Here is a 25,891-nt window from a genome sequence, read left to right as displayed (position 1 = left end):
TTAAAGTCTACCAGCGAGCCCACTCCTCAAAACCACGTCCTGCTCTTGTACCGCTCGTACTCCTCCCCAAACGCCACAGCCAAAACCCGTTCTTCCCTGCGAGCCCTGACGATCTGCAACGGCACAATCACCAAAGCCACCACCAGCGGTCCCCACACCGAAAAGAAGAGCGACACCCCCACCGTAAACAACCCACCAAACAGATAAATCGGATTGCGAATACGCGAATACAGCCCCGTCGTTACCAGTCGGCCAGCCTTCGCCTTGATCGAAAACGAACTGCCAAGCTGCCACCGAGCGAGCACGAACAACGGAAACGATACCCCGGCGATCACCGCTCCAATCACCTTCGCCGTGCTCCAAACCACCTCCTGCGCATGGGCCAAAAGCAGACCAAGCGTAAAGATAACGACAGCAAGCGTCAGCAGATTTGCTCTCATGAGTCCACCCTTTTAGTCCCCGGGCTTTCAGTGTACGATCACCAACCCCGGCCGGGTGCCCCATATCTCGATTCTGAGATGTGGGCATTCGCGCCACGCGCGAACCGCTCTCCTCCACAAGCCCTAACGCTAACCGAACAACCCCGGCACCCACGTCTGCCCCTCCATCCGAAACACCTCATCCTCCGTCTTCCTCAACCCCGCAAACTCCCCGCGATGCTCCACCATCACCATCGCACTCACCAGCGCATCGAACGCATCCTCTGAAGCCCGCGCCTTCGCCACCACTCCTCGCGACAGCCCAGCATACAGCGCACTCTCCCTCCGCTTCTTCGCAAGATAAGCCGTCCGCGCCACCTCCGAGCTCTTCGTCACCGCCCCCGTCATCAGCCGCGTATAGATCTCCACCACCAACGGCGCCCGCTTCACATCCGGCTCATCATACGGCCAAACCCGAAACCCCGCCGCCCGCAACACCAGCAACCCCGGCATCCCCCGCAGCGAAGCCGTCCCCACCGCCCCCGCCCCACCAATCTGAAACACCGACTTCGGCGCGATCCCCGCAATCTTCGCCACCTGCAACGGATCCGTCATCTCCGCCCTCACCTTCAACACCGTCTCTGCCCTCCGCAACATCCTGTGCGCATGCTCCCCACTGAACTCCGCCGGCTTTTTCCCATGCCGCATCGGCCCCACCCTCCCCCAAAACCGCACATCCTCACAGTCCCGATGCAGCCACTCCTCCCCGCGCCCGCCCGCCACCAACTCCCAGAACTCCGGCGCCGACCCAATCCCCAGCTCCCGTAAAAACCACGCCGGATAACTAAACGAAAAATCAAACCCCACCACCATCCGCGGCGTCTCGCGGCTCATCTCCACCAACCAAGCCATCAACTCCTCCCTCGTCCGCCCACTCTCCAGCGTTACTTTGCCGCCCTTAGAGGAAGCCGTCCAAACCCCCGCCCAGATCTTCCTCCGTTGCCCCGGCCCCTTGTCGCCCGACCAGTCCACCCCCACCACCCGCTGCAACCCACTCTCCGCCATCCCCCTATCATCCACCCAACGGAACTTTTCCCCCACCCTCACCGTTAATCTCCTCAGGAGAGAAACACCGATGCTCAACCTTCTGCTCTTTTTGATCCTCATGGTCGTCTGCTGGCCGCTCGCCCTGGCAGCCCTCCTGCTCTACCCCCTGATCTGGCTGATCCTCCTGCCCTTCCGCCTCGTAGGCATCGTAGTCGGCGGCACCTTCGAACTCATCGCCGCCCTCTTCTATCTCCCCGTCCGCATGCTCCGCGCCATCTAGCACCTCATCGCAGAAGTAGAAGAAACGGAAGTAGAAGAAAATAGATCCATGACCGGCACCCGCATCGACAAGTGGCTCTGGGCCGCCCGCTTCTTCAAGACCCGCGAGCAGGCCTCCAAAGCCTGCGACATGAACCGCATCTCCTCAAACAACCTCTCCGCCAAGCCCTCCCGCGAGGTCCGCCTCGGCGACATGCTCCGAATCAAAAACGAAGCCGGCGAGTTCGAAGTAGAAGTCCTCGCCCTAAGCCAGCAGCGCGGCTCCGCAGCCGTAGCTCAAACCCTCTACCGCGAGACCGAAGCCAGCAAAGAGGCTCGCCGCAAAGCCGCCGAAGAGCGCAAACTCCTCGGCCCCATCGCCTACGCTGCCCCTTCTAAGCGTCCCAGCAAACGCGACCGCCGCCTCATCCACAGCTTTCGCGGCGACTACTGACTCTAAAGAGATGTCCCGCCGGACGGGCCTCCTACGCGGAGCGCGGTCACTTCGTGACGGGTATACCGGTCTTGGTAGGACGAACACCATAGAGCCTCCCGTTGGTCGGAATCAGCTTCCTTCGCGACCAACGGGAGCACCACGCGAAGCAGTAAAAAGGCGTGCGAACGCCCGCCCCACGCGCAGTGGGCCCGTCCGGCAGGACAAAATCACTCCTCCTCATTCTGCTTCGCATAACTATCCGAATCCCCCGCCCGCTCCTCCCGCTCCGCATACGAGTCCGAATCCACCCCACCCTCCTCCACACCCGCCAAAGCCTCCTCCGGAAGCTCCCACGCCTTCAACACCTTAAAGATCGCATTCGAAGAAAACCCCGCCCGCATCAGCCGGTTCATCGTCCGCACCGTCTCCTTCTGAGCACTCTCCCCACTAGGCTTCCTCATCCGCTTCCGCGCAATATACTGTCGCGCCAGCCCCACCTCATCCACATCCTCATACGCCGACTCCAACGTCGAGGCTACCAACTCCTTCTCCACACCCTTCATCATCAAATCCTGCTGCACCCGTCTCTTCCCAAACTTCTCATGCTCCTTCCGCACCCGCGTGTAGTCCTCGGCAAACCGCGTATCGCTCAAATAGTTCAGCTCCTTCAACCGCACGATCACCGCATCCATCGCGCGCTCCCCCGCCTCACCCTCCTCCGCTCGAGTCTTCATCAACCGCCGCAAATCCCGCACCGTCCGCATCCGTCGCGCCAATGTTCCCACCGCATACTCGAACAACCCAGCCTCACCCACCGGCTCCCGCTTCTTCGGCCGCGCAAACGCCATCACAATCCCTCGAACCTATTTTCACCCAACGGCTTTTCACTCGGCGATTTTTGCGCCTTTGTTCTTCGCCGCCCCGCAGGAAATATTGTCATCTCGACCGAAGCGGTTCACAGTCTCATCGTGAACCGCGCAGTGGAGAGACCCCCGTATTTTGCTTTCTCCTCCACCCGACGTCATCAGGGAACCACGTTCAACGTCAACTCATTCGACCGCACCATTGCACCGCTCTTCGCATCCTTGCGAAACACTTGCACCGTATACCGCCCCGGCCGATTCATATTCACCAGCTTCTCCAGATGCGCCGTCTGCACCGCGGCCTTCCCCGGCTGCACAAACTCCACGGTACGGCTCTCCTCCTGCTGATGCTGCAACGCCTCACGCCCATACGCGGTCAACCCCACCGCACGCCCCGCCGCATCTTTTACCTCGATCCTGTAAGAAAACTCTGCATTGTTCGCGCCCGGTCGATGCGCAAACGCAACCTGATGGTCCGAAACATTTCTCAGCGCAATCGTCACCCTCGCATCCGATCCCACCTTCACCTCATCCTGCGGAGCACCGATCGCAACCGTAAAGTCCTCAGAGCCCCCAGCCCGTTGCGAGGAATCCTCCACGCTCGGCCCAGCAGGTACACCGACCGGCGCAGCAGTTGCAGCAGCCGGAGACGCGGCCACCGGAGCAGCCGGATGCGCCGCCCCCTTCACCTTCGTCCCCGCCTTCGAAGCAGGCGTCGCCGTAGACGGCACAATCGCCGCATACAGATTCGTCTTCGTCCACTTGTCGCACCAATCCCCCACCGTCTCGTACCAGAGCTTTGAGTTCTGCGGCTTCAACACCCAATGCCCTTCATCCGGAAAATACAGCATCTTGCTCGAAACATTCAGCCGCTGCAGCGCCGTAAACAATTGAAACCCCTCCGACACATCCAACCGATAATCTCGCTGCGAATGAACCACCAGCGTAGGCGTCTTCGCACTCTGAATCGCAAGTATCGGCGACCACCTCCTGAAAGGATCGTTCGCCACCGGCCCCGCCGCATACCGCCACGGCTGTCCCGGCGCCACCTCGCCCGGCCTCCGAAACTCCCACTCGTTGAACCACAACTCCTCCGTCGTACCGTACGCGCTCTCCGGATTGAACATCCCATCATGCGTCACAATGCAGGCAAACCGATCCGTGTGCGTCAGAATCCAGTTCGCCATAAATCCGCCGTAGCTCGCACCCAGCGCACACTCCCGCGTCTTATCGATAAACGCAAACTTCGACTCCGCAAAGTCCAGACCCTTCATCAGATCGACATAAGGCTTGCCGCCCCAGTCGCCGTTCACACCATCGACAAACGCCTGCCCATACCCCGTCGACCCGCGCGGATTCACCATCACCACCACGTACCCGCTCGCCGCCATCAACTCCGCGTTCCACCGATAGCTCCACGCATCGCCCCACGCCCCCTGAGGTCCACCATGAATCAAGAACTTTAGCGGATACTTCTTCGCCGCATCGAACTTCGGCGGCGGAATCATGAAACCCTGCACCGGCGCACCCTCCGCGCCGCTGAACGTAAAGCTCGTCATCTTCGGCAAGTCAAGATGCTGCTCCAGGTCATCGTTCAAATGCGTCAGCCGCACCTCGGTCGTCGCAATCTGATTGGAGACACTCGGAATATCTCTATCCGCAGACGCCTTTACGTCTCCCCGAAACAGCGCCACCACCGCAGCCGGCGACTCCACCGTCATCTTGGCCGCCACCAGCTCATAGCCAACGTCCTTCAACGCCGCAAACTGCAACTCGCCATACTCCCCCTTCCCCGGCAGCGCGAAGAGCGAGTCGCCCAGATTCGGATAAGTGCAGAAGATGCGCTCCTCCCCATGATCTGCACTCGTAAAGCAGATCTCCGGATTCACCGGGTTCCACACAAACTCATCCACCCAGCGATCCAGCTTCGGCAACAACTCCTTCGTCGTTCCGGCGAGACGATCGAACAACATCAGCCGAAACCGGTCGCTCTCATACGCCGCCCTCGCCTGCGAACGAAACGCGAGATACTTTCCATCGGGCGAATAAGCCGGCGCATCGTCGCTCCCCATAGAAGCCGAAACCTTGCGCGGCCTCGCACCCGCATCATCCAGCAGCAGCGTAAACACATCGTTATTGGTGCTCGCAGCCGGAACAAGATCAACATTGGTTACATAAGCAATCTCTTCCGAACCAGGAGCCCACGCATACCCAACCGGACCGCCCAGCGTGAACGTCGGAGCCTCCGCATCTCCAATATCCCCTCGCGGAGTCAGATCCCGAACAGCATTTCCATCGGCCGCCGACACCACCAGCACGTGACTCCGCTTCGGCCCCAAATAACTATTCCAGTGTCGATACATCAAGTGCTCGAAGACCTGCGCCTTCACTGGATTTGCTGCCGCACCATCATCTTTCTTTTTATTGCAAAGATCCTCATCCATCCACGAGGCTTCGTCGCTGCACTCCGGATACACCCGAGACACAAACAGGATCCTCTGCGAGTTCGGCGACCAAACCGCGCCATCCGCCTCCGTGCTCACACCCGTCAGTCGCTTCGGCGTCCCCAGCGTCCCCGCTGCATCATCCCACGCCGCCAGAAAGATCTGCGAAAGTCCCGTCGCGCTATCAGTCGCAACAAACGCGACCTGCTTCCCATCCGGCGAAAACCTTCCCCCCGACTCGCCCTCCTTCCAGAACGTCAACTGCCGCTCAGCGCGGCTTTTCACCGGACCATCGGGCCCGCCTTTCTTGTTCTCATTCCGCACAGCGGAGGAATCCGCCTGCCGCTCACTCCCATTTTTCAGGTTGTCATTCCGCAGCGCAGCGGAGGAATCTGCTTTTCCTTGGCCGTCCGCAGGCACAGCCGCCATCGGCACCACCCAAAGATGATTCACCTTCGTATTCTTCTCAAGATCGACATCCATCGCCGAAAACATCACCCACCTGCCGCTCGGCGAAACCTGCGGATCACTCACCCGCTTCATCCGCTGCAGGTCCGCAAACGTCATCGGCCGCTTTCCCGTCGTTCCACCCGACAAGGAATCAGAGTCTGGACCAAATCCCTGCGCCCACACCCTGCCACAAGTCCAGCCCCAAACCCCAGCCACCGCCGCCGCCAGCAAGCCGGCCCTGATCGCGCACTTCTTCATCGCGCCAGTCTACCCCCGCAACTCAAGGATCGAACCGGAAGAGGAACCACAGAAGAAAATCCCCGCCAAAGTTTTCACGTCCCAGAAAATAATCCAGAAGACGTGGCACTTTTTTCGACCACAAAATTCACCACACAAAACACCACATCGATACCACGTCCACCACGCGAAACACCACGTTCTGCACCACAAAAAACCACAGGCAAAACCGCCTATCCCCCAACAGCAGCGCGGCGAATCGCCTCCTCCACCACCACAGATTTTTTTTCCGCCCCCATCCTCACCGGCAACTCCACCGCCACCGCCGCCCCGTGCGGATGCATATTGAACGCACTGATCTCCCCGCCATGCTCCTGCACAATCGAGTAGGAAAGACTCAGCCCCATCCCCGCGCCATCGCCCGCCTCCTGCATCGTGTAAATCGGATCAAACATCCGCCCCGGCTCGCGAAAACCGGGCCCGGTGTCGCTCACAATCAGGTGAACCCTCCGCCCATCCCCACCCGATGCACTATCAGGAGCACTCCCGGAAGTACTCTCCGGGCAACTCCCCGAGCAGCTCAAAGACATCCGAATCACCAACTCTTCGCCAGTCTTCGTCTCCCGCACCCCAGCCAGCGCCTGCGACGCATTGTTCAGCAGGTGTTCCAGCAACTGCCGCAGCCTGTGCCTGTTTCCCCGCACCTCGGGCACCTCGCCGTCGGCCTGCACTACCAGGCGAATCCCTCTGCTCTCAAGCTTCTCTCCACACGCCGCCGCCAACTCCCGCACCAACTCCGTCAGATCGACCAGCTCATCGCCCTGCCCCACCGGCTTCCAGAACTCCAGCAGCGTCTCCACCGTCTGCCGCATCCGCAGCGCCTCCCGGACGATGATCTCCGCATCCGTCTTCACCCGCGCCTCGCCCGTCGACCCCGCAATCAGCTCTGCAAACCCCAGCACAGCCGTCAGCGGATTACTCAGCGCATGCGCCATCCCCCCTGCCAGCATCCCTAGCCCCGCGAGCCTCTCCGCGCGCATCAGCTTCTCGGCCAGCGCAGCGTTCTCCATCGCCCGCGCCACCTTCACCGCCAGCGCCTCGAGCGGCCACAACGCCTCTTCCAACTCCCTCTGCCGCACGCTCAGCAACCCGTCCGCCCCCACCGCCAGCGCCCCCATCATCCTCCCGCTGGTCGTCCACAGCGGAATCACGATCGCCCCCCGCGCCTCCTCCCCGAATCGCGCACTCTGTCCCCTACCGGTTCCCATTCCCATCCCAAAAACCACCGAAAACGCATTGTTCTTCACCCGCCTGCCCAGTCCGCCCTCCCCCCGCCGCGTGCCAATCCCACCCCTGCGCTCCGCCTCCACCACACCCTCCGCCCAGGCATTCAGCGACTCCACCGTCGTCTCCTCCATCCCCGCGCTGGCCGTTACCGCCAGCACTCCCCCCGCATCGCGAACCATTACCGCCGTCCTGCGAAAGACGCTCTTCTCCGCCATCAACCGGCTCACCCTCGTCGCCAGCTCAGGCAGCTCCGCATCCGCCCCCAGCCGAACATCCAGCCCCGCATAAGCGCGCAGTTCCTCCTGCTCCCGCCTCTCCCGCCTGCCTTCCGCCACCCGAACCTGCATCCGGCACCAGAGTGCCCACAGGCCTCCGCCGGCCAGCGAAAGCTCCAGCCACCGCAGCACGATCAACCCGCTCATCTCCCTCGCTCCAGGCCACATCACCAAACCTCCCCAAATCGCGTCTATTCTTAGTAGCGTGCGGGGCAACGCAGGCAAGACCGAGACCGCCCCGCCCATGGAGTTCTCCCACATGAAGCCCAGCCGCGCCTCTGCCTCCGCGACCCTACGTTTTGTTTCTGCAAGCGTCCTATCCCTCCTGCTATCGGCCCCGCCCACCGCGGCCATCGCCGCTGTCGCAAATCCAGACGGAGCCGCCCCCCAGGACCCCGCAGGCTTCGGCCCCCTCAACCCCGCGCCCCCCGCCAACATGACCCCCCAGCAGATCATCGACAAGTTCGCCGCCCGCGAAACTCTCTTCAGCCTCGCCCGCCAGAACTACACCTTCCGCCAGACCGTCCGCGTCGACACCCTCGCCGAAGACACCAACCGCGTCGACGGCGAGTACCAGCAGGTCACCGACATCACCTTCGACAAGGATGGCAAACGCGCCGAGCACGTCGTCTTCGCCCCCCAGAACACCCTCGACCGCGTCCAGATGACCCCCGCCGACTTCGACGAGATCGAGCACCGCCTCCCCTTCATCCTCACCACCGAAGACCTGCCCAAATACGACATCACCTACCTCGGCCGCCAGCACATCGACGAGCTCGACACCTACGTCTTCTCCGCCGCCCCCAAGACCTTCGAAAAAGGCAAGCGCTACTTCCAGGGCAAAGTCTGGGTCGACCAGCAGGACTTCCAGATCGTCCTCGTCAACGGCATCACCGTCCCCCAGGACAAGCGCAAGGGCCACGAAGACCTATCCCCGCCCTTCACCACCTACTACGAGCAGGTCGACGGCAAGTACTGGTTCCCCACCTACACCAAGGCCGAGGGCAACCTCCACTTCGTCGCCCAGGAGGGCGCCCTCTCGCAGGACGTCCACATGCGCAACGTCGTCAAGTACACCGACTACAAGCAGTACCACGCCACCGCGCGCATCATCTACAACGGCGAAGACATCACCGACAAGAAGGACACCACCCAGCCTCCAGCCAGTCCACCGCAGAACCCTAAACCATAGCGGTGTCCTGCCGGACGAGCGCCCTGCGCGGGCAGCGATCACTTCGTGACGTGTATACCGGTCAGGGCAGGACGAACATCATAGGTCCTCCCGCTGGTCGGCACGAACTCCAGCTTGCGACCAACGGGAGCGCCAAGCGAAGCGGTATATAAGTCACGAAGTGACCGCCGCCCGCGCAGGGCGCCCGTCCGGCTGGACACGGCGGTTCCAACGAGAATTCATCAAAGTTACCGAAGATTCGCTTGCCCACCAACCGCGCCGAGTTTACTATCACGGTGTTCCCGTTTCCTAAGGATTCACGGGCCCCTGCAGCGTCTGATCGTCGGGAACGATCGCACACCGGGAGGCCACCGTGCCAGTCAAATTCCTTCTCAAAACCACCTGCATCGCCACCCTCTCCCTGGGCTACGCCTTCGCCCAGACAGCGCCTGCCCCCGCACCCGCAGCAGGCCCCGCCGACGGCATCACCATGGACATGATGCCCATCACCCAGGAGCAGCTCACCCAGTGCCGCCAGCAGGCCTCCAGCCAGCTCACCGACGAGCAGAAGACCCTCCACGACCGCGAGCACGGCCAGGACAAGGACAAGATGGCCCAGGGCAGCATCGCCGGCGTTACCGGTGCCGCTACCAGCGCTATCTCCCGCAAAGGCGGCGGATGGTGGGGCTACGGCAACAACAACGGCGCTAACACCGCCGCCGCTACCGGCGCCACTGAGCGCACCAACCGCAACAGCGCTGACGTCGCCAGCACCACCGCCACCAGCCAAACCGTAGGCGTCGATGCCTACCAGCAGTGCGTCAACGGCATCAAGGGACCCGAGTACGTCCACTTCCGCCAGACCGGCCAGATGACAGCCTTCACTGGCGCACCCCCCACCAGCTCCGCCGCCCCGGCCCCCACGCCCGGCCCCGCACCCGTAGCCACCGTGGCCCCCGCACCGATGCCGACCAAGTCTCCCGTACAGGATGAAGGCGACGGCAAACACTTCGTCCTCACCGCGCCCGGACAGACCGACGCCCGCGAGGTCACCCTCGTCCCCGGCAGCAAGAACTCCTACATCGAAGACGCCACTGGAGATAAATACATCGTCATGCCCGACGGCTCGGTCAACCGCATCCCGCACGTCAAGAAGACCGCAACCAAGTAAATCGTCCAGTCTCGCCTTCTCGTCGACCACACGTGAGGGGTTCTAACTGATTGGCGGACAGCCTGATCAGACGCCAACCCCACGGAGTTACACGCAATCTGTCACGCCTGAAAGCTTCGCTAAATCCCAGATCGGCCATGTTTCAAACTCTAAGGAGCTCTCGATGGACCGACCCACCGCAAACACTCTATCGCTTTCTCATAAAGAGAGCGCGTTCATCGCAGCCGCCCTGTTCGCTTGCCTTATCTTCACAACCACCCGGGCTAACAGCCAGGCGGCAGGCGGCGATCTGCAAGGGAAAGTAGCGGCCCTGAAGCAGTCAGTCGCCGCAAATCAACAGAGACTGCATCAATACCGGTGGATCGAGAACACGCAGCTCACGCTCAACGGCGACGACAAGCCCCCCTCGCAGTCCATGTGCCAGTACGGTCCCGACGGAAAAGTACAGAAGACCCCTATGAGCCCGCCACCACCGCCACCGAGCGGCGGTCGCATCAAACAAAGGGTTATCGCAAAGAAGAAAGAAGAGATGAAGGATTACATGGGGCAGGTCAAGACCCTGCTCGCGATGTACGTCCCGCCTGACCCGCAACGCATGCAGCAGGCCTTCCAGGCGGGCAAAGTCTCTCTCAACCCCGCCCCGGACTCAGGCATCACGAAGATTGTGTTCACGGACTACGCGCAACCCGGCGACCAGATGACCATCTCCTTCAACACTGCAGATAAAAAGATCAGCGCGTTGAACGTCAACACCTACATGGACAATCCCCAGGACGTCGTCACCCTCGCCGTAAGCTTTGCCAGCCTGCCCGACTCCACCAACTACGTCCAGCAGTCTGTCCTCAACGCGACCGCCAAGAAGCTCCAGGTCACAACCACCAGCTCCAACTACCAGCCACTCGCCCAATAAACCAGAGACAGCTAAGTGAAGCCGTCATCCTGACTGCAGCGAAGCCATCATCCTGAACGCAGTGAAGGATCCCGACACACTCCATTTACCCATACCATTCGAACTTTCCAGCCCAAACAGTCCAGTCGTTGCCATTCTTCCCAGGCCAAACAATCGCAATCCGTCGTGAGCCTTCACCTCGACTCGCCCCAAACAATTCGTTCTCTCGACCAGAGTCGCGCAGCTTCATCTCGCGACGCAGTGGAGAAACCTCAACATTTCGTGTTTGCTCTACTAACCGCAGACATCTACGCGAACACACCCTGCGCTTCGCAACATGACCCTATGGTCAGGGCAGAAACCCGCCTTACTTCGTCTCGCAGTGCGAATCCGGATCCGCATGCTGCTGCGTCATCCACCGATCCATCAGCGTCCCGGCACACCGCGCCCCGCACAGGTGCTTCACTCCGGCCGAGTGCGCATGGTGAGCTTGCCACCGCGTCAGTTTGATAAGGGGCTGATCCTCCTCCGGCTTCTCCCCCGGAAAACAGTCCACCCAGGCCAGCCACCAATCCCCGCCCTCACCCTTTTTATCGCCGCACACGTCGCACTGATAACTCTCGATATAAGACATTCGATCTCCTGCCGCTGAAACTATCACATCCCCGTTTCAACTTGCAGCCCCCCAATACGCAATCACTGTCCTGCCGGACGGGCACCCTGCGCGGGCAGCGGTCACTTCGTGACCGGCGATCGCTTTGCGTGGGGCTCCCGTTGGTCGCGAGCTAAAGTTCGTGCCGACCAGCGGGAGGACCAAGATGTTGATCCCAACGAGACCGGTACACACGTCACGAAGTGACCGCTGCCCGCGCAGGGCGCCCGTCGGGCAGGACACACGCATGCAGACTTCAGACAAGCCAAAAAGCTGTCAAGACCCAAAACCACCTAAGCCTTTACGAAACAAACACTTCGATCTGGCGCATGAGTTATGTCCGAACCGCTAGAATGGAATCAGAGACAGAAAGCCCCGAGGACATCCTCCGGGGCTCTCTTTTTCAGCACCGCATTACGCTAAACCATTGATTTAAAGTATTTTATCCGCAACCTATTTGTTATCAATATTTTACAGATGAACCACACCTGTAAATAATTGATAACAAATATTTTACGTCCAAATACCCCCCGGGGGGAGGGGGTATTCAGCGTCAAGTACTTGAAATGCTAAGCCGCCGGTTCGGCTTCGAAGTAGAGATACTTCCGCCACGCCGCATCCGCGCTCCCAATCATCCGCATGATGTGCCGGGAGGTATGCAAAGAAAACGGCCTCGGCTCCCGCTGCAGCTTCATGTCCGTCAGCTCGTGCAGCATCTGGTTGCCCTTGCGCCGATTGCAGTTGTGGCAGCAGGCGACGAGGTTCTCCCAGGTCGAAAGGCCCCCACGCGACCGCGGTATGACATGATCCAGCGTCAACTCCCCCGCGGTCAGGATGACGCTGCAGTACTGGCACGAGTTTCGATCGCGCAAAAGAATGTTCTTGCGGCTCAACGCCCGCGTCTGGTGCGGAATCCTGCGGTACTCCAGCAGTCGGATCACGCTCGGCATTGCCACCCGCATCCGCGCCGCATGCAGCACCGCACCCTGCTCCTCCTCGGTGCGCGCCACGCCCTTCAACACCAGCACCAGCGCCCGCCGGGCCCCGCATATATTGATCGGCTCGTACGACGCATTCAGCACCAGTACCGGCGTCTGCATCGCCGGCTGCCGAAACACGCCAACCCGGACCTCGCGCTCCGTCGTAACCCGCCCGGCCCCGTGCCCACCGCCGTGTCCCGCGTGCCGCTTTCCGACCAGCCCTTGCTTTCGCATCTTCCCCGATTGCATCTCAAAGCCCTCCGGTTCCAGCTACTGTTAGCACTCCGCGCCAAGCTTCTCTTGCCACTCCAACTCTAACCAGCATCCCAGACCGCAACACTAGAACCCGCATCCGCCGACCTCGCATCCGCCGAAGCCACATCCCAGGAAGCAATCATCTCCGCCTGGGCCCGAGACGCCGTCGCCACCCAAACCTTGCCAACCCCGGCCCGCCGCAAAACCTGCGCACAAGCCCGAGCTGTAGCCCCGGTCGTATAAATGTCATCCACCAACAAAACTTCTCGCCCCGCCAGCGCAGCCCGATCGTCTACTTGGAACGCGCCCTGCAGATTTCTTCTCCGCCCCTTTGGCGTCAGCTCGAACTGGCTTCGCGTATCCTTCACCCGGCGAATCACCTCATGCGCCGAAGTCAGATTCCACCGCGGACGAGACCTCTTCAACTCCGCCAGCGCAGCATCAGCCATCAACACCGCCTGGTTGTAGCCACGCTCCCGCTCCTTCGCGGGAAACAACGGCACAGCAACGACAAGCAGCTCACTAGCAGCCTCGCCCTCAAGCATCTCGATCGCCCTCGCCAGGAACCGGCCCAACGGCTTCGCCACCGAAGACATCCGCTCATACTTCAGAAGGTGAATCATCTCCCTCAACTCATCCTGATACACGGCATACGCTACCGCTCGCTCGAACTCCGGCGGTGCCATCCGGCAAGGCGAACACACCAGCCCCTCCACAGGAAACTGCCCCGCGAACCGCACGCCCTCCATGTCGAGTGCCTCGCCACAACGGACACACAGCGTCATCGACTGCGCCTCAACGCCTTCTATACATCTGTTGCATACAGGAGACAGCTCAGCTGTCAGCAGAGGCCCACCGCAAGCCCTGCAATCGGTCGGATACAACGTAGTAATTAGGTCATCCAGCGCAGCCCGAACCACCCGTCCCGGCCCTCGCCACCAGCGAGACCTCGCATGCCCTTCTACCCCGCCACCAGGCGGAGCACCGGGCGGTCCCCCGGAACCAATCCCGAGCGCATTGTCATTCAAGCAATCGCTGAAGACTCACCTCACTCGCCGGCGCTCCAGGTCGGTCGGACCGCGCCATTTCCTGCAGTATAGCCCCTTAGCGACGCCGGTCGTCAACAATTCTGCACCATAAAAGATGCGCCTATGCTACATCTAGGCCATGCTCAAAGTTGTCACATGGTGCGCCAAGTGCTTGTTTCTGTACTTGCTGGTCGCAGTCGTCGCGATCCGATTTTCATGGGTCGTTACAGCACCTGTCTGGCAATTGGCTACCAGGATGCACTGGACAAGCCTGAGCCGCATTGGCTACGTGTTGAGCTACTTCCTGCCTATCTTTGCGGCCAGCGGATTTCTAGTTGGCCTCATTCCCTTCGGCCAACTAGGTAAGGCACTAGGAGATCTCTTCCAGTCCGTTGCTACTTCTCCATCTTCCAGCCTAGCTCCAGAGTCCGAAGCTGTACCTCCCATCCTGTGGGCGTGGTTACCAGTTACGATTGCCTTCCTTATCCGTTTCGCTACTTGGAAATCTCAAGCCTCAAGCGTATTTGACCCGCACCGATCAGTCGGTCGCGTCGAACGCTTCTTCGGCCCTCTCTATGGACAGACGACCGGCCTGCTCGACAACAAGTGGATTACCGACCGTTTCTTCTTCACCGGCCCGATGCTGTTCCTCATAGCCTGCGCCCTCGCCGCCCTACTTCGTTATCGCCTCACCAAGCCGCGCAAACCTCAGACGAATGCTGAGACGGGCGACCCTGCCTGATACTCAGAATCTCTTCCATCTCCGGAACATCATGCTCTGCGGAGCATTACCCCTGTCCCGTTCGGCTCCGTCTACCTCGAGTCGCAAAAGAGTCAGCAGTGAGAATCAAAGTAACGACAATCCCACGCTTCAAATTCAACCAAGCCGACCTCACTCACCGTACACACCCGCTGATACACTCCATCGAAGCCGAAACAAAGCTCGAGCTCGCGGGAGACGTATTACCATGGCAACATTCACACCGACCAAGCCCACCTTCAAGCCCTTCGTCCCCGCGACGGAAACACGCCCTGAGCTCTCTGCCCGCGCGCTGATTCTCGGCGCTGTCTTTGGCGTGCTGTTCGGAGCGGTCACTGTCTACGTCGGCCTGCGCGCAGGTCTCACTGTCGCCGCATCAATTCCCATCTCGGTCCTGTCTATCTCGATTCTGCGAGCCTTCGGCAAAGCAAGCATCCTCGAAAACAACATCGTTCAAAGTACAGGCAACGCTGGACAGTCGATCGCCTCCGGCGTCATCTTCACACTTCCTGCTCTCATCTTCCTCGGCTTCGATCTGGAGGCCTCGCGTATCTTTGCCCTTGCGCTCTTTGGCGGGTGGCTCGGCGTTCTCTTCATGATTCCCCTTCGCCGCCAGCTCATCGTCGAAGAGCACGACAACCTTATCTACCCCGAAGGCACGGCCTGCGCCGACGTCCTTATCGCTGGTGAGCGCGGCGGCTCATTCGCCTCTCGCGTCTTCCTCGGCCTCGGTCTTGGCGGCCTCTACACCCTGTTCCAGAATGACAACCTCTTCGCACTGTGGCCGAGTCAGCCGGACTATCAGCCTGATCTCGGCGCGCAGCATCTCCTCAAAGGCTCAGCCATCCGTGCTGACTGCACTCCCGAATATCTTGGCGTCGGCTACATCATTGGCATCCGCGTCGCCGCCATCATGCTCGCCGGCGGAGTCTTCTCCTGGCTGGTCCTCATGCCTGCGATCTACTTCTTCGGCTCGCACCTCGCCACCCCACTCTACCCCGGCACCATCCTCATTACGCAGATGTCTCCCTCGGATCTCTGGCGAACCTACGTCCGCCCCATGGGAGCCGGCGGAGTCGCCGCCGCCGGTCTCATCACCCTCCTCCGTACCCTGCCCACTATCGTCGGAGCGCTCACCCAAGGATTCAGGAAGACCGGCACAGGTAAGTCCGTCGTTTCGCAACCCTCTCGCACGGAACACGATCTTCCTCCTATCGTCGTCTTTGGCGGATCCTTACTTCTCATCCTGCTGATGTTTCTCTTCCTGCAGTTCAAGCCCATCCCCGGTGCGCAGGTCGGCGCTCTCGCCAATATCGCGGCTGCTCTTCTCGTCGTGGTCTTCGGCTTTCTCTTTGTCACCGTCAGTGCGCGTATCGTAGGGATCGTTGGATCATCCGCGTCTCCCGTCTCGGGCATGACCATTGCGACTCTCATGGCTACCGCCGCCATCTTCCTTGTCAAAGGCTGGACTGCACCAGCCTTTGGCGCTCTTGCCATCACTATTGGTGGAGTCGTCTGCATCGCTGCTTCCAACGCCGGCGACACTTCACAAGACCTCAAGACCGGCTACCTTATCGGCGCAACGCCATGGAAGCAGCAGATTGCAATCATGATAGGCGTCGTCGTCTCCATTTTTTCGATCGGCGCAACTCTCAACGCAATGAACAAGGGCCTCGAAACCTTCCAGCGTCTCCCCAAACCTATTGTCTTCTCGCTAGATCGTCTGCCGGACGGAGTCCAGAACAACGGCCACTTCACCGGCAGTGACAAAATCACTCTCACCGCTCACAACGCCGACAATCAGGCAAAAGAAGAACTCTCGAACGCTAAGCAATATGTGCTTCTCAATGCAATTGGCTCTACTACGCTCGATGATGGCAAGTATCTCTACAATCCGACGACAGGTCAGATCGAAGTTCAATGGATTCAGGGCATCGGCAGCGAAAAGGCCGCAGCTCCACAGGGACGTCTCATGGCGACTGTAATCAATGGCATCCTTAGCCGCAAACTACCGTGGGCTCTCGTTTTGCTTGGTGTTGCCATCGTGGTTGTTGTTGAGCTTCTTGGCGTTCGTTCTCTCACCTTTGCCGTGGGTGCTTATCTCAGCATTGCTACCACCTTGGCGATCTTCGTGGGAGGCGTTATGCGCTGGATGGTCGACCGCGCTATGCTTCGCCACGCGGCCGAGAAGGCTCGCCTCGAACACGATGCCTCGTTGGCTCTTTGGCACTCGGACCGTGAAACCTGGCTGGCTCAACATCCCGACTTTGACCCTACTAATCCTGCACATGCGGATCCGAGCGGTCTCCCTATCTTCAACACCATCACCGCGCGAGACGCGACGATTGAATCGGAGGTTTCTCCGGGATCGCTCTATGCTTCTGGGCTGATTGCCGCTGGTGGAATCGTTGGATTGCTTGGGGTTTGCGTGAAACTCTATGAAGCTGCTACTGACAGGTCGATTCCGCGCTTTAGCGAACACAATCCTCTGCACCATGATCCGGTCAGCGTTGTAATGTTTGCGTTGCTGGCGTTTTCGCTTTATTACTTCGCACGGAAACCGCTTCAGAGCGAGGGTTGATTTTGGTTTTTGGCGGAGAAAAATTTCTGTACGTGGTGAAAGGAGCTTTTTGCAGGGGTTTTTGGCATTTTGGTGGTGTTTGTGGATGGTAAATCGTGGTGAAGTTGTGGTGATTTGTGTGGCTAACGTGGTGTTTTGACCGTCACTTATTGGGCGCGAAAAAATACGCCAACTTTTTGAACTTTATTTTTGGACGTAGACGTCGAGTGCGTCTTTTTCGGGTTCGCACTGGGGCGGGACGGTTGGCGGCAGTTCCAGGGATCATTCAAGGAGATTGCTGAGATGAGTCATGTGCTGGTGATCTTTCAGGCCGATACGGAACATACGGAGCAGTTGGCGCTGGCGGTCGGTGTGGGTGCGGTCGAGGCTGAGGCGGGCATTCGACTAAGACGTCTGAGGAAGCCCGGCGCGGCGGAGATAGGGCATAAGGGTTATGGAACGCTGAGGGAGGCGGATCTGCTGTGGGCCGATACCATTGTGGTCGGGCTCGAGGATGAAAGATCGGAGACGGAGGAGGTAGACGGATTGCTTGCGGCTCTGGCGGATCTGCATCCGGCGCAGATGGTGGGAAAGACCGCCTGGACCTTCGGTATTGCTCCGTCAAAGACAGAGGCGCAGAGGGTTGTGGACGAGGCTTTGCTGGCGGCTGGGCTCAAGCCGTTCCCCGCGGAGGCTACGGAGGTGGTGGACGCAACGGAGCGAATGAAAGATATCGGCCGCCAGCTTGGACGGCAGCCGGTCTGAGGAGCCGTCAAGGCTGCAATGAGCTCGGGCGGCCACAAGCTCGCGGCTGCAACCGGTTCCAGACGTCAACCAGCTCACGGCGGCAACTAGAGGAGCGATTCACCGGTCAGTGCATTCTCTGCTGGAGCTCTTGCTGAAGCCCGGATCGCCTGTGTCCTGCAGGCGTGCTGCATATCGATTTGCCGGGCGTAGTCGGAGTCCTGAGCGAGGTGGATTCCGTAGACCGTGAAGGTCTGGAAGCCGGGGACCTGGACACTGAGAGAGTAGATTCCGTCGGGAAGTTTACGAAACTCATAGGTCCCATCGCTTCCGGTTCGGGTTCTGAAGACAGCTTCGGTCCCTTGATTGACGACGACGACTCTGGCGCCCTGGATGGTTGAGCCTTCCCGGTCGTCTACCGTTCCCCGGATGCGCGGCGAGAGATCCCGTGTGAAGGAAGACGGGATGACGGAGAGAGGGAAGAGCAAAGCGAGCGTCAGCAGACAGGAGATCAACAATCCATTGCGCTCCCTTTTGATCGTGGGGATCGGAATCGTCACGAGGATTGCGAGGGCTAGACAGAGGCGATAGAAGGAGGCGTGAGCGGGACGCAAGGAGGCGAGATGATGAAGGAAAGAGTTCCCGGCTGCGCCGTGGAAGGACAGCAGGAGAGCCGACCAGGGTAGCGGGGATAGCACCGATAGCAGGAGCACCGCCGACAACACAATCAGCAGGGGTACGGGCAAAGCGATCAACGACAGATGCGATAGAAGCGTCAGCACCGGAGAGCCTCCTCGGGCGGTGTTCAGGAGGATGCCTGAGACTGCCCGCCCACAGTTCATTGATCTGAACTTAGGGCCAGACGGACCGGATTCCAAGGTCCACTCACAAGAACCTTTGCATAGCCACTTCGGTAGGACGAGAAAGTGTCCATTGGTCCGTCCAGTTGCGCTCCTCTGAGCGAAGGCCGACAAATCTCCGAAATCCGATTCTGCTGATAATAAGGAGGATAGGAAAGGGAGTTGAGGTTTTGAATCTTATCTCGATGTCGAGATATCTTATATCGTAGGAGTTGAGGAGGCTGAGATGGCAGATGAGCAGAATATAGTTTCGGCCCCTCGACTCTGGTTAGTTCTGGCTCGGGCCCATGATTCGATGGTCGATTTCATCGAGGGCGCAATAACTGCCCAGGGATTGGGGATCAGCGACTTCATGGTGATGGAGGTCTTGCTGCACAAAGGGCCGTTGACGATCTCCGTGATCGGGGAGAAGGTGCTGCTGGCGAGCGCTTCGATGACGTCGGCGATCGATCGGCTGGAGAAGCGCGGGCTGGTGCAGCGGAGAAGCTGTAACTCGGACCGGCGGATTCGTCTGGTCGAGCTTACGGCCGAGGGTAAGAACTTTATCGAAGAGATCTACGCGCGGCACGAAAAGGATCTGGAGTTTGTGATGGCCGGCCTCTCCGAGGACGAGCGCAGAACGATGTACGAGGGGTTGAAGAGGGTTGGGCTTGCGGCGAAGTCCGCGGTGCCGACGCAGAAGTGTAAAGAGGCTGTTTAGGATCGGTTCGAAATGGGATCATCTGTGCCGACATACGAGCACAACAAATACAGGGATCCTTCCCCTTCGACTACGCTCAGGGTCAGGATGACGACAGTTTTGAGAGTGTTCAGACGTTGCTGGAAAGAATGCAAGAGCAGTTTCGATTTGGAGGACACGCGGCCCTAAGCAATGAGCCGGTGAAGAAGTAAGAAAGGAAGCATTATGTTGACTGTTCGCAAGAGTAACGAAAGAGGCCACGCCGACCACGGATGGCTGGATTCACACCACACCTTTTCGTTTGCCAACTATCATGACCCGGAGCATATGGGGTATCGCTCGCTGCGAGTGATCAATGAGGATCGCGTGGCCGAGGGGCGCGGGTTTGGAGCGCATGCGCATCGCGATATGGAGATTTTGAGCTACGTGCTGAAGGGCAAGCTTGCCCATAAGGACAGCATGGGTCACGTGGAGGTGCTGGGGCCGAACGAAATTCAGAAGATGTCGGCCGGTAGCGGCGTGGTGCATAGCGAGTTCAACGGTTCGGAGACGGAGCCGGTTCACTTTCTGCAGATCTGGATTGAGCCGAAGAGCCGGGGTACGAAGCCGAGCTATGAGCAGTTGAAGTTTGAGGCGGAGGAGAAGCTGGACCGCTTCAAGCTGCTGGCATCGCCGGTGCCGGCTGCCGGAGCGGCAACGATCAACCAGGATACGAGCGTGTCGGTTGCGGAGCTGACACCGGGCAAACAGATTACGTATCCGCTGGGGAGCAAGCGCCATGCGTGGCTGCATGTGATCCACGGAGAGGTGACGGTGAACGGCAAGGCTCTGAAGACGGGCGATGCTGTTGCAGTCGATCACGAGGAGTCGCTCGAAGTAAGCGCGCAAGGAAAGGCTAACAGCGAGATACTGTTGTTCGATCTCGCATAACCCTTGTCCCGTACCTGACAGCGCGTGAATGAGTTTTTACACAAATGCAACGGTGACCGGCACATATTTTTGAGTCGGCCACCATAACAAAGACATCTCACAGCAGACCTAACAATTTCCGAGGAGAACGACTATGAACCGTCGCATCTTTACCACCGCCCTCTCTGCCCTGCTCCTTACTGGAGTCAGCGCGTTCGCCCAAAGCTCCGCATCAACCTGGACGATCGACAAGAACCATTCCCAGGTGAATTTCGCAATCGTACATATGGGAGTCAGCACGGTTCGCGGCTCGATCAGCGGTGTGACCGGCACGATAGTGTGGGACGACAAGAACCCCAGCAAGTCGAGCGTGGAAGAAACTATGGACGCGACCACTGTGTCGACGAACAACGATAACCGCGACAAGGACCTGAAGTCTCCCAACTTCTTTAACGTCGAGAAGTTTCCGACGCTGACCTTTAAGTCGACCTCGGTGTCAGGCGCGAACGGGAAGCTGCAGGTTGTGGGCGATCTGACGCTGGCGGGTGTGACTAAGAGCGTAACGCTGACTGTTGATGGACCAACCGCTCCGCAGAAGGGAATGGGCGGCAAGACTGTCATCGGCCTGTCGGGTACCGGGACGCTGAAGCGCAGCGACTTCAACTTCGGCTCGAAGTATGCCGCGCCCATTCTGGGTGACGACGTTCAGTTCACAATCGACGTCGAAGCGAACAAATAAGCAATGGGTACGACCGCCCTTCTCTTCGCGGAAGATTGCGGAGGGAAGGGCTTTTTGTTTGGTTCGGATTAGGAGAGAGTTTCGCGGCTGAGCTGTTCGTTGCGCTTTTCGATGGCGGCCGAGGCCTCAGGTTTCAGACTGCGAAGGATCTCGAGAAGCTTTGCCGGATCGAAGGATTCGAGCTGATAGTCGGCTAAAGGACAGTTATTAGAGTCGGGGGCGGTGATTACGATGATAGGCACCTTCGGCTGAAGAAGTTTGATCTTGCTGGCGACTTCTTCGCAGGAGAGATCGTCGAGACCACCGTCGAGGACGACGCCGCTGACAGCGGGAAAGCGGGTGAAGATCTCGAGGGCCTCCTGACCGCTGTAGGCCGTGAGGACGTTGAACTTTGCAGTTTCGATTACCAGCTTGCGGGTCGAGATGCTGCCGGGAAACTCCCGGTCGATGACGAGGAAGCAGGGTCTGATCATGGACAGCATTAGACACTAAAAGTACCGCAGAAGACGATTCAGAAGGGGCTTGGATACTCAGTTAGAGGCCGTGGGTGCGCTGGATGCGATCCTTGTTCTCTCGAACCAGGCGAAGGAAGTTCTGTTGGATTGGGTCCTCGTTTTGAGGGTTCCAGGCGACGGAGAGCCCCATATAGAGGTTTTGCGGCACAAGCGGGGAGATGACGACTCCGGGAGGGCGGAGGTAACGGACACCTGAGGGAACGAGGGCGACGCCTTCGCCGGATTCGACCAAGGTGAGGACGCCGGACCAGGTCGAGGAGGTGTTGACGATATTGGGGGAGAAGCCTGCAGCAGAGCATAGGGCCACGATGGCGTCGAAGAGTGCGGGCGTCATCTGGCGATCGCAGAGGACGAAGCGTTCGGTGGCCAGGGAGTCGATCGAGATGGGTTTGCCGGCGAGGGGATGTTTGCGGGGAAGGACGACGACAACGGGGTCGCGATAGAGCAGCTCGGCGCGGAGGGTCTGGTCGAAGGGCGGCTCGAGGGGGCGGGCGAAGGCGATGTCGATCTTACCGGTGAGCAGGGCTTCCATCTGCTCGGGGGTGCGCATCTCATAGAGAGAGAGCTTGATGTCCGGATGGAGTTTGCGGTAGTCGCGGATGATGCGGGCGAAGAAACCGCCGGCGCCCCAGAGGAAGAATCCGATATTGAGGGATCCGACTTGTCCGAGGAGGGAGCTTTGGGTGATTTCGAGGGCTCGGTCGGCGGCAGCGAGAGTTTTACGGGCCTCGGCGAGAAAGATCTGGCCCTGGGGGGTGAGGCGGGTTCGGCCTGAGCTGCGGTTGAGAAGCTGGCCGCCGACTTCGCGCTCCAGATCGGCAATCTGCTCGCTGATGGCGGATTGGGATACGTGCAGGCGACGGCCTGCCTCGCTGAAGGTGCCGTGCTCGGCAACTGCGCAGAGATAACGCAAGTGTCTCAGTTCCATGAAGCTATATCCCTCTGTTGTCAGGATATCGGTCTTTCCGATGGCGGCCCTCGGAAATAACTGTGAGACCTAAACGCGGGAGAGAATGTCTTACTCTATATAGGGAAAGATTTACCCGAGCGGAAGAGGGTTCGTCAAATGTGGATCGTAAAAGTAGCTCTGAGCCGACCGTACACCTTCATCGTGCTGGCAATCCTTATCCTGATTGCTGCGCCTGTGGTCATCTCGAGCACGCCGACCGATATTTTTCCGAACATCAATATTCCAGTGGTGTCGGTTGCGTGGCAATATACGGGATTGAATCCGGAGGAGCTTGAAGGGCGGCTGACGACACCCTACGAGAAGGCGCTGACGGTGCTGGTAGACAACATCCAGCATATCGAGTCGACGACGTTTGCGGGCCAGGTGATTGTGAAGATCTACCTGCAGCCGGGAGCGAGTCTGGATACGGCAAACTCTCAGGTATCTGCGGCTTCGGAGTATCAACTGAGGCAACTGCCGCCGGGTATTTTGCCGCCGCAGATTATTAACTTCAGCGCATCGAGCGTGCCGATCGTGCAGCTGGGTTTGTCTGGAGCGGGACTGAGCGAGCAACAGCTGAACGATCTTGGCGCGAATTTTGTTCGTCCACAGCTGATCTCGGTTCCGGGCGCGGTTATTCCGAATATCTATGGCGGCAAACAGCGGTCGATTATGTTGAATATCGATCCGAAGCAACTGCAGGCCAAGGGATTGTCACCAGTTGATGTACTCAATGCTGTGGGACAGCAGAACGTGGTGCAACCGGGCGGAACGGCGAAGATCGGTGAGGCCGAGTATGACATCCACATCAACTCTTCGCCGGTGACTCTGGAAGGTATCAGCAACCTTCCGATCAAACAGGTCAACGGAACAACGATCTATCTGCGCGACGTTGCGACTGTGGCGGACGGAAGCATTCCGCAGACGAATATCGTGCGGCAGGATGGGCGCCGCGGGGCGCTGATGGTGATTCTGAAGTCCGGAACTGCTTCGACGCTGTCCGTGGTGAGCGGTGTCAGGAATTTGTTGCCCAGGGTAAAGCTGACTGTGCCGCCAGAGCTGAAGATGACTCCGATCGGCGACCAGTCCGTCTTCGTTCGCGGATCGGTGCAGGGGGTCATCCGCGAGGCTGTGATCGCGGCGGTGCTGACGGGATTGATGATTCTTTTGTTCCTGGGAAGCTGGCGCAGCACAATCATCATCGCCGTTTCGATCCCGTTGTCGATCCTAACTTCAATTACTGTGCTGGGTCTTTTGGGCGAGACGATCAACATCATGACGCTGGGCGGGCTAGCGCTGGCCGTCGGCATCCTGGTGGATGATGCGACGGTAACGATCGAAAACATCGAACGCTACCTTGAGGAAGGCAGAGAGTTGCATGATGCGATCCTCGAAGGTGCCGCTCAGATCTCGGTTCCAGCACTGGTCTCAACCCTTTGCATCTGCATTGTGTTTCTACCGATGTTCTTTTTGGGCGGGGTTGCGCGTTATCTGTTTGTGCCCTTGGCGGAGGCTGTGGTCTTCGCCATGCTGGCTTCGTATGTTCTGTCTCGTACATTGGTTCCAACGCTTGCGATGTATCTGCTGAAGGCACATGATCACCACGCTGTTCCTTCGAATAACATTCTTGCGCGGTTTCAACGTGGCTTCGAGCGAATCTTCGAGCGGCTGCGCAGAAGTTATCAAGATCTGCTTGGCCGGCTGGTGGCGGCGCGAATTTTCTTTGTTCCCATCTTTCTGCTGCTCTGCTTGTGTGTCTTTGCGCTCGTGCCGTTTCTTGGACAGAACTTCTTTCCAAGCACAGACAATGGATCGTTCATCCTTCACGTTCGAGGCAAGAGCGGAATCCGTATTGAAGAGACTGCGAAGCTGTGCGATCTGATTGAACAGGATATTCGGAAGACAGTGCCTGCGGCTGAGATGGATAATATCCTCGATAACATTGGCCTGCCGTACAGCACACTGAATACTCAGCATGCGACTTCGGGGCTAATCGGCGCGGGAGATGCGGACATTCTGGTCTCGTTGAAGGAAGATCACCACCCGACCGCCAATTATGTCGAGGCATTGCGCAGAGATCTCCCACGTGCCTTTCCCGGAGTCACGTTTTACTTTCTACCGTCGGATATTGTTACGCAGATTCTGAACTTCGGTCTGCCTGCGCCGATCGACATTCAGTTTGAGGGATCGGATATCGCGGCTAACCGAAAGGTTGCGAACCAGGTATTGAGCGAGTTGCACCAGGTTCCGGGTCTTGTCGATCTTCGTATTCAGCAACCTGATGACTATCCTGTGTTGAACGTCGATGTAGACCGTACGAAAGCGGCGCAGGGCGGCTATTCGGAACGTGATGTGGGCAGTAGTTTGCTGAACATACTCGGCGGCAGTACGCAGCTGAATCCGATGTTTTATCTGAACTGGAACAATGGCAATACCTACAACATCGTGGAGCAGACCCCGCAATACCAGATCAGCTCGTTGAACTCGCTCGAGAACATTCCTATCTCGTCTCCGACAGCAAAGCAGCCGGAGATTCTGACCGATGTTGCGACCATCACGCGCAGCAGCGAGATGGAGGTGGTGACGCACTACAACGTTCGGCGCACGCTCGATATTTATGGAAATGTTCAGGGGCGTGACCTCGGCTCGGTTGGCAGAGAGATCAACAGAATTGTTGCGAGAAATGAGAAGTCCCTGGTACGCGGCAGCTTTGTGAGAGTGCGCGGTCAGATTGAGACGATGAACAGCTCTTACTTCGGACTAATTGCAGGGCTGGCGTTTGCTATTGTCCTGGTCTATCTGTTGATCGTGGTGAACTTCCAATCCTGGCTCGATCCGTTCATCATCATTACGGCGCTGCCCGCAGCTCTGGCGGGTATTGTGCTCTTTCTGTTCACGACGAGAACGACGCTGAGCGTTCCGGCACTGATGGGCGCGATTATGTGTATGGGCGTTGCGACGGCGAACAGCATTCTGGTGGTATCGTTTGCGAAAGAACGCCTGTTGCATCATGGGAATGCGATCGAAGCGGCGATTGAAGCGGGAGCGACACGGTTCCGCCCTGTGATGATGACGGCACTCGCGATGATCATCGGCATGATTCCGATGGCTCTGGGCGCGGGCGAAGGCGGAGAACAGAATGCGCCGTTGGGTCGAGCGGTGATAGGCGGTCTCTGTTGCGCTACGGTTGCGACCCTCATCTTCGTTCCCGCTGTTTTTGCTTTACTGCATAGCTCTGATAAGAGATCCAATGTCCCCAACGAGAGCCGCGAACACCAGTTGACGGCCGGCGACTAAAAGAATTGACAGGCACG

Annotated in this window: 23 protein-coding genes; 12 read left to right on the top strand and 11 right to left on the bottom strand. The window is 59.0% G+C overall.

The features are described 5' to 3' along the window. Positions 1-26: 26 nt before the first annotated feature. Both HDF12_RS04130 and HDF12_RS04125 read right to left on the bottom strand, forming a co-directional pair. On the bottom strand, positions 27-440 hold the full coding sequence (locus tag HDF12_RS04130; RefSeq protein ID WP_179581348.1) for a methyltransferase family protein: 414 nt from the start codon (positions 438-440) through the stop codon (positions 27-29). Positions 441-569: 129 nt separating this feature from the next. Further along, positions 570-1,526: a hypothetical protein gene (locus tag HDF12_RS04125; RefSeq protein WP_373563838.1), complete on the bottom strand. Its 957-nt coding sequence runs from the start codon at positions 1,524-1,526 to the stop codon at positions 570-572. A gap of 28 nt (positions 1,527-1,554) precedes the next feature. On the opposite strand from HDF12_RS04125, the gene HDF12_RS04120 reads away from it, so the two are divergent. Next, positions 1,555-1,746: a hypothetical protein gene (locus tag HDF12_RS04120; RefSeq protein ID WP_179581347.1), complete on the top strand. Its 192-nt coding sequence runs from the start codon at positions 1,555-1,557 to the stop codon at positions 1,744-1,746. 48 nt (positions 1,747-1,794) lie between these two features. Continuing rightward, positions 1,795-2,178 (top strand): RNA-binding S4 domain-containing protein, encoded by a 384-nt coding sequence (locus tag HDF12_RS04115; RefSeq protein ID WP_179581346.1) that lies wholly within the window; start codon positions 1,795-1,797, stop codon positions 2,176-2,178. 209 nt (positions 2,179-2,387) lie between these two features. On the opposite strand, the gene HDF12_RS04110 is transcribed toward HDF12_RS04115, so the two are convergent. The 3 genes from HDF12_RS04110 to HDF12_RS04100 all read right to left on the bottom strand — a co-directional run bounded on the left by HDF12_RS04110 (position 2,388) and on the right by HDF12_RS04100 (position 7,863). Beyond that, the gene (locus HDF12_RS04110; RefSeq protein ID WP_179581345.1) at positions 2,388-3,008 is read right to left on the bottom strand and encodes a regulatory protein RecX; all 621 of its coding nucleotides are present in this window, start codon (positions 3,006-3,008) and stop codon (positions 2,388-2,390) included. A 176-nt stretch (positions 3,009-3,184) separates the two neighbouring features. Beyond that, on the bottom strand, positions 3,185-6,175 hold the full coding sequence (locus tag HDF12_RS04105) for a dipeptidyl-peptidase 5 (RefSeq protein WP_257025336.1): 2,991 nt from the start codon (positions 6,173-6,175) through the stop codon (positions 3,185-3,187). A gap of 212 nt (positions 6,176-6,387) precedes the next feature. Then, positions 6,388-7,863 (bottom strand): sensor histidine kinase, encoded by a 1,476-nt coding sequence (locus HDF12_RS04100; protein WP_179581344.1) that lies wholly within the window; start codon positions 7,861-7,863, stop codon positions 6,388-6,390. 112 nt (positions 7,864-7,975) lie between these two features. On the opposite strand from HDF12_RS04100, the gene HDF12_RS04095 reads away from it, so the two are divergent. The 3 genes from HDF12_RS04095 (at position 7,976) to HDF12_RS04085 (ending at position 10,968) form a co-directional block, all read left to right on the top strand. Next, on the top strand, positions 7,976-8,908 hold the full coding sequence (locus HDF12_RS04095) for a hypothetical protein (RefSeq protein ID WP_179581343.1): 933 nt from the start codon (positions 7,976-7,978) through the stop codon (positions 8,906-8,908). Between the two features lie 352 nt (positions 8,909-9,260). Further along, a complete protein-coding gene (locus tag HDF12_RS04090) occupies positions 9,261-10,058 on the top strand; it encodes a hypothetical protein (RefSeq protein ID WP_179581342.1) in 798 nt (265 codons plus the stop codon). Between the two features lie 163 nt (positions 10,059-10,221). After that, on the top strand, positions 10,222-10,968 hold the full coding sequence (locus HDF12_RS04085) for a hypothetical protein (RefSeq protein ID WP_179581341.1): 747 nt from the start codon (positions 10,222-10,224) through the stop codon (positions 10,966-10,968). Between the two features lie 346 nt (positions 10,969-11,314). Here the strand turns inward: HDF12_RS04085 and HDF12_RS04080 are convergent, their stop codons facing one another. The 3 genes from HDF12_RS04080 to HDF12_RS04070 all read right to left on the bottom strand — a co-directional run bounded on the left by HDF12_RS04080 (position 11,315) and on the right by HDF12_RS04070 (position 13,619). Next, positions 11,315-11,581, bottom strand: coding sequence for a hypothetical protein (locus HDF12_RS04080; protein ID WP_179581340.1), 267 nt, complete (start codon positions 11,579-11,581; stop codon positions 11,315-11,317). Positions 11,582-12,168: 587 nt separating this feature from the next. Next, positions 12,169-12,828, bottom strand: coding sequence for an HNH endonuclease (locus HDF12_RS04075; RefSeq protein WP_179581339.1), 660 nt, complete (start codon positions 12,826-12,828; stop codon positions 12,169-12,171). 65 nt (positions 12,829-12,893) lie between these two features. Further along, complete coding sequence (locus HDF12_RS04070; RefSeq protein WP_179581338.1) at positions 12,894-13,619, bottom strand: ComF family protein; 726 nt, start codon at positions 13,617-13,619, stop codon at positions 12,894-12,896. A gap of 499 nt (positions 13,620-14,118) precedes the next feature. Here HDF12_RS04070 and HDF12_RS04065 point away from each other — a divergent pair, with 499 nt between their 5' ends. The 3 genes from HDF12_RS04065 (at position 14,119) to HDF12_RS04055 (ending at position 17,947) form a co-directional block, all read left to right on the top strand. Continuing rightward, complete coding sequence (locus HDF12_RS04065; RefSeq protein ID WP_179581337.1) at positions 14,119-14,604, top strand: hypothetical protein; 486 nt, start codon at positions 14,119-14,121, stop codon at positions 14,602-14,604. Between the two features lie 226 nt (positions 14,605-14,830). Continuing rightward, complete coding sequence (locus tag HDF12_RS04060) at positions 14,831-17,203, top strand: OPT family oligopeptide transporter (protein ID WP_179581336.1); 2,373 nt, start codon at positions 14,831-14,833, stop codon at positions 17,201-17,203. Positions 17,204-17,485: 282 nt separating this feature from the next. Continuing rightward, a complete protein-coding gene (locus HDF12_RS04055; RefSeq protein WP_179581335.1) occupies positions 17,486-17,947 on the top strand; it encodes a hypothetical protein in 462 nt (153 codons plus the stop codon). 86 nt (positions 17,948-18,033) lie between these two features. Here the strand turns inward: HDF12_RS04055 and HDF12_RS04050 are convergent, their stop codons facing one another. Next, entirely contained in the window at positions 18,034-18,708 is a 675-nt protein-coding gene (locus HDF12_RS04050) for a carboxypeptidase-like regulatory domain-containing protein (RefSeq protein WP_218892293.1), read from the bottom strand. Between the two features lie 304 nt (positions 18,709-19,012). Here HDF12_RS04050 and HDF12_RS04045 point away from each other — a divergent pair, with 304 nt between their 5' ends. The 3 genes from HDF12_RS04045 (at position 19,013) to HDF12_RS04035 (ending at position 21,113) form a co-directional block, all read left to right on the top strand. Further along, positions 19,013-19,486, top strand: coding sequence for a MarR family winged helix-turn-helix transcriptional regulator (locus tag HDF12_RS04045; RefSeq protein WP_179581333.1), 474 nt, complete (start codon positions 19,013-19,015; stop codon positions 19,484-19,486). 204 nt (positions 19,487-19,690) lie between these two features. Continuing rightward, positions 19,691-20,395 carry a pirin family protein gene (locus tag HDF12_RS04040; protein WP_179581332.1) on the top strand — a complete coding sequence of 235 codons (705 nt, stop codon included), beginning with the start codon at positions 19,691-19,693 and terminating at the stop codon, positions 20,393-20,395. 133 nt (positions 20,396-20,528) lie between these two features. Next, on the top strand, positions 20,529-21,113 hold the full coding sequence (locus HDF12_RS04035) for a YceI family protein (protein ID WP_179581331.1): 585 nt from the start codon (positions 20,529-20,531) through the stop codon (positions 21,111-21,113). Positions 21,114-21,181: 68 nt separating this feature from the next. Here HDF12_RS04035 and HDF12_RS04030 read toward each other — a convergent pair whose 3' ends face one another. Together HDF12_RS04030 and HDF12_RS04025 are read right to left on the bottom strand one after the other, a co-directional pair. Next, complete coding sequence (locus HDF12_RS04030; RefSeq protein ID WP_306457994.1) at positions 21,182-21,586, bottom strand: response regulator; 405 nt, start codon at positions 21,584-21,586, stop codon at positions 21,182-21,184. A gap of 61 nt (positions 21,587-21,647) precedes the next feature. Continuing rightward, positions 21,648-22,556 carry a LysR family transcriptional regulator gene (locus tag HDF12_RS04025; RefSeq protein WP_179581329.1) on the bottom strand — a complete coding sequence of 303 codons (909 nt, stop codon included), beginning with the start codon at positions 22,554-22,556 and terminating at the stop codon, positions 21,648-21,650. A gap of 138 nt (positions 22,557-22,694) precedes the next feature. On the opposite strand from HDF12_RS04025, the gene HDF12_RS04020 reads away from it, so the two are divergent. Continuing rightward, positions 22,695-25,874, top strand: a complete 3,180-nt coding sequence (locus HDF12_RS04020) for an efflux RND transporter permease subunit (protein ID WP_179581328.1) — start codon at positions 22,695-22,697, stop codon at positions 25,872-25,874. Positions 25,875-25,891: the final 17 nt, after the last annotated feature.

This window comes from Tunturiibacter gelidiferens (genome assembly GCF_013410115.1).
GTDB classification, from domain to species: Bacteria; Acidobacteriota; Terriglobia; order Terriglobales; family Acidobacteriaceae; genus Edaphobacter; species Edaphobacter gelidiferens.
Note: the sequence above shows the minus strand (reverse complement) of the source record. Positions and strands in the feature narration are given on the sequence as shown.

What these genes read in the sequence shown, in the direction of transcription:
- HDF12_RS04130 (WP_179581348.1), bottom strand. Translation starts at nt 440, where the DNA reads ATGAGAGCAAATCTGCTGACGCTTGCTGTCGTTATCTTTACGCTTGGT.
- HDF12_RS04120 (WP_179581347.1), top strand. Translation starts at nt 1,555, where the DNA reads ATGCTCAACCTTCTGCTCTTTTTGATCCTCATGGTCGTCTGCTGGCCG.
- HDF12_RS04115 (WP_179581346.1), top strand. Translation starts at nt 1,795, where the DNA reads ATGACCGGCACCCGCATCGACAAGTGGCTCTGGGCCGCCCGCTTCTTC.
- HDF12_RS04110 (WP_179581345.1), bottom strand. Translation starts at nt 3,008, where the DNA reads ATGGCGTTTGCGCGGCCGAAGAAGCGGGAGCCGGTGGGTGAGGCTGGG.
- HDF12_RS04105 (WP_257025336.1), bottom strand. Translation starts at nt 6,175, where the DNA reads ATGAAGAAGTGCGCGATCAGGGCCGGCTTGCTGGCGGCGGCGGTGGCT.
- HDF12_RS04100 (WP_179581344.1), bottom strand. Translation starts at nt 7,863, where the DNA reads ATGAGCGGGTTGATCGTGCTGCGGTGGCTGGAGCTTTCGCTGGCCGGC.
- HDF12_RS04095 (WP_179581343.1), top strand. Translation starts at nt 7,976, where the DNA reads ATGAAGCCCAGCCGCGCCTCTGCCTCCGCGACCCTACGTTTTGTTTCT.
- HDF12_RS04085 (WP_179581341.1), top strand. Translation starts at nt 10,222, where the DNA reads ATGGACCGACCCACCGCAAACACTCTATCGCTTTCTCATAAAGAGAGC.
- HDF12_RS04080 (WP_179581340.1), bottom strand. Translation starts at nt 11,581, where the DNA reads ATGTCTTATATCGAGAGTTATCAGTGCGACGTGTGCGGCGATAAAAAG.
- HDF12_RS04075 (WP_179581339.1), bottom strand. Translation starts at nt 12,828, where the DNA reads ATGCAATCGGGGAAGATGCGAAAGCAAGGGCTGGTCGGAAAGCGGCAC.
- HDF12_RS04070 (WP_179581338.1), bottom strand. Translation starts at nt 13,619, where the DNA reads ATGACGCTGTGTGTCCGTTGTGGCGAGGCACTCGACATGGAGGGCGTG.
- HDF12_RS04065 (WP_179581337.1), top strand. Translation starts at nt 14,119, where the DNA reads ATGCACTGGACAAGCCTGAGCCGCATTGGCTACGTGTTGAGCTACTTC.
- HDF12_RS04060 (WP_179581336.1), top strand. Translation starts at nt 14,831, where the DNA reads ATGGCAACATTCACACCGACCAAGCCCACCTTCAAGCCCTTCGTCCCC.
- HDF12_RS04055 (WP_179581335.1), top strand. Translation starts at nt 17,486, where the DNA reads ATGAGTCATGTGCTGGTGATCTTTCAGGCCGATACGGAACATACGGAG.
- HDF12_RS04045 (WP_179581333.1), top strand. Translation starts at nt 19,013, where the DNA reads ATGGCAGATGAGCAGAATATAGTTTCGGCCCCTCGACTCTGGTTAGTT.
- HDF12_RS04040 (WP_179581332.1), top strand. Translation starts at nt 19,691, where the DNA reads ATGTTGACTGTTCGCAAGAGTAACGAAAGAGGCCACGCCGACCACGGA.
- HDF12_RS04035 (WP_179581331.1), top strand. Translation starts at nt 20,529, where the DNA reads ATGAACCGTCGCATCTTTACCACCGCCCTCTCTGCCCTGCTCCTTACT.
- HDF12_RS04030 (WP_306457994.1), bottom strand. Translation starts at nt 21,586, where the DNA reads ATGATCAGACCCTGCTTCCTCGTCATCGACCGGGAGTTTCCCGGCAGC.
- HDF12_RS04025 (WP_179581329.1), bottom strand. Translation starts at nt 22,556, where the DNA reads ATGGAACTGAGACACTTGCGTTATCTCTGCGCAGTTGCCGAGCACGGC.
- HDF12_RS04020 (WP_179581328.1), top strand. Translation starts at nt 22,695, where the DNA reads ATGTGGATCGTAAAAGTAGCTCTGAGCCGACCGTACACCTTCATCGTG.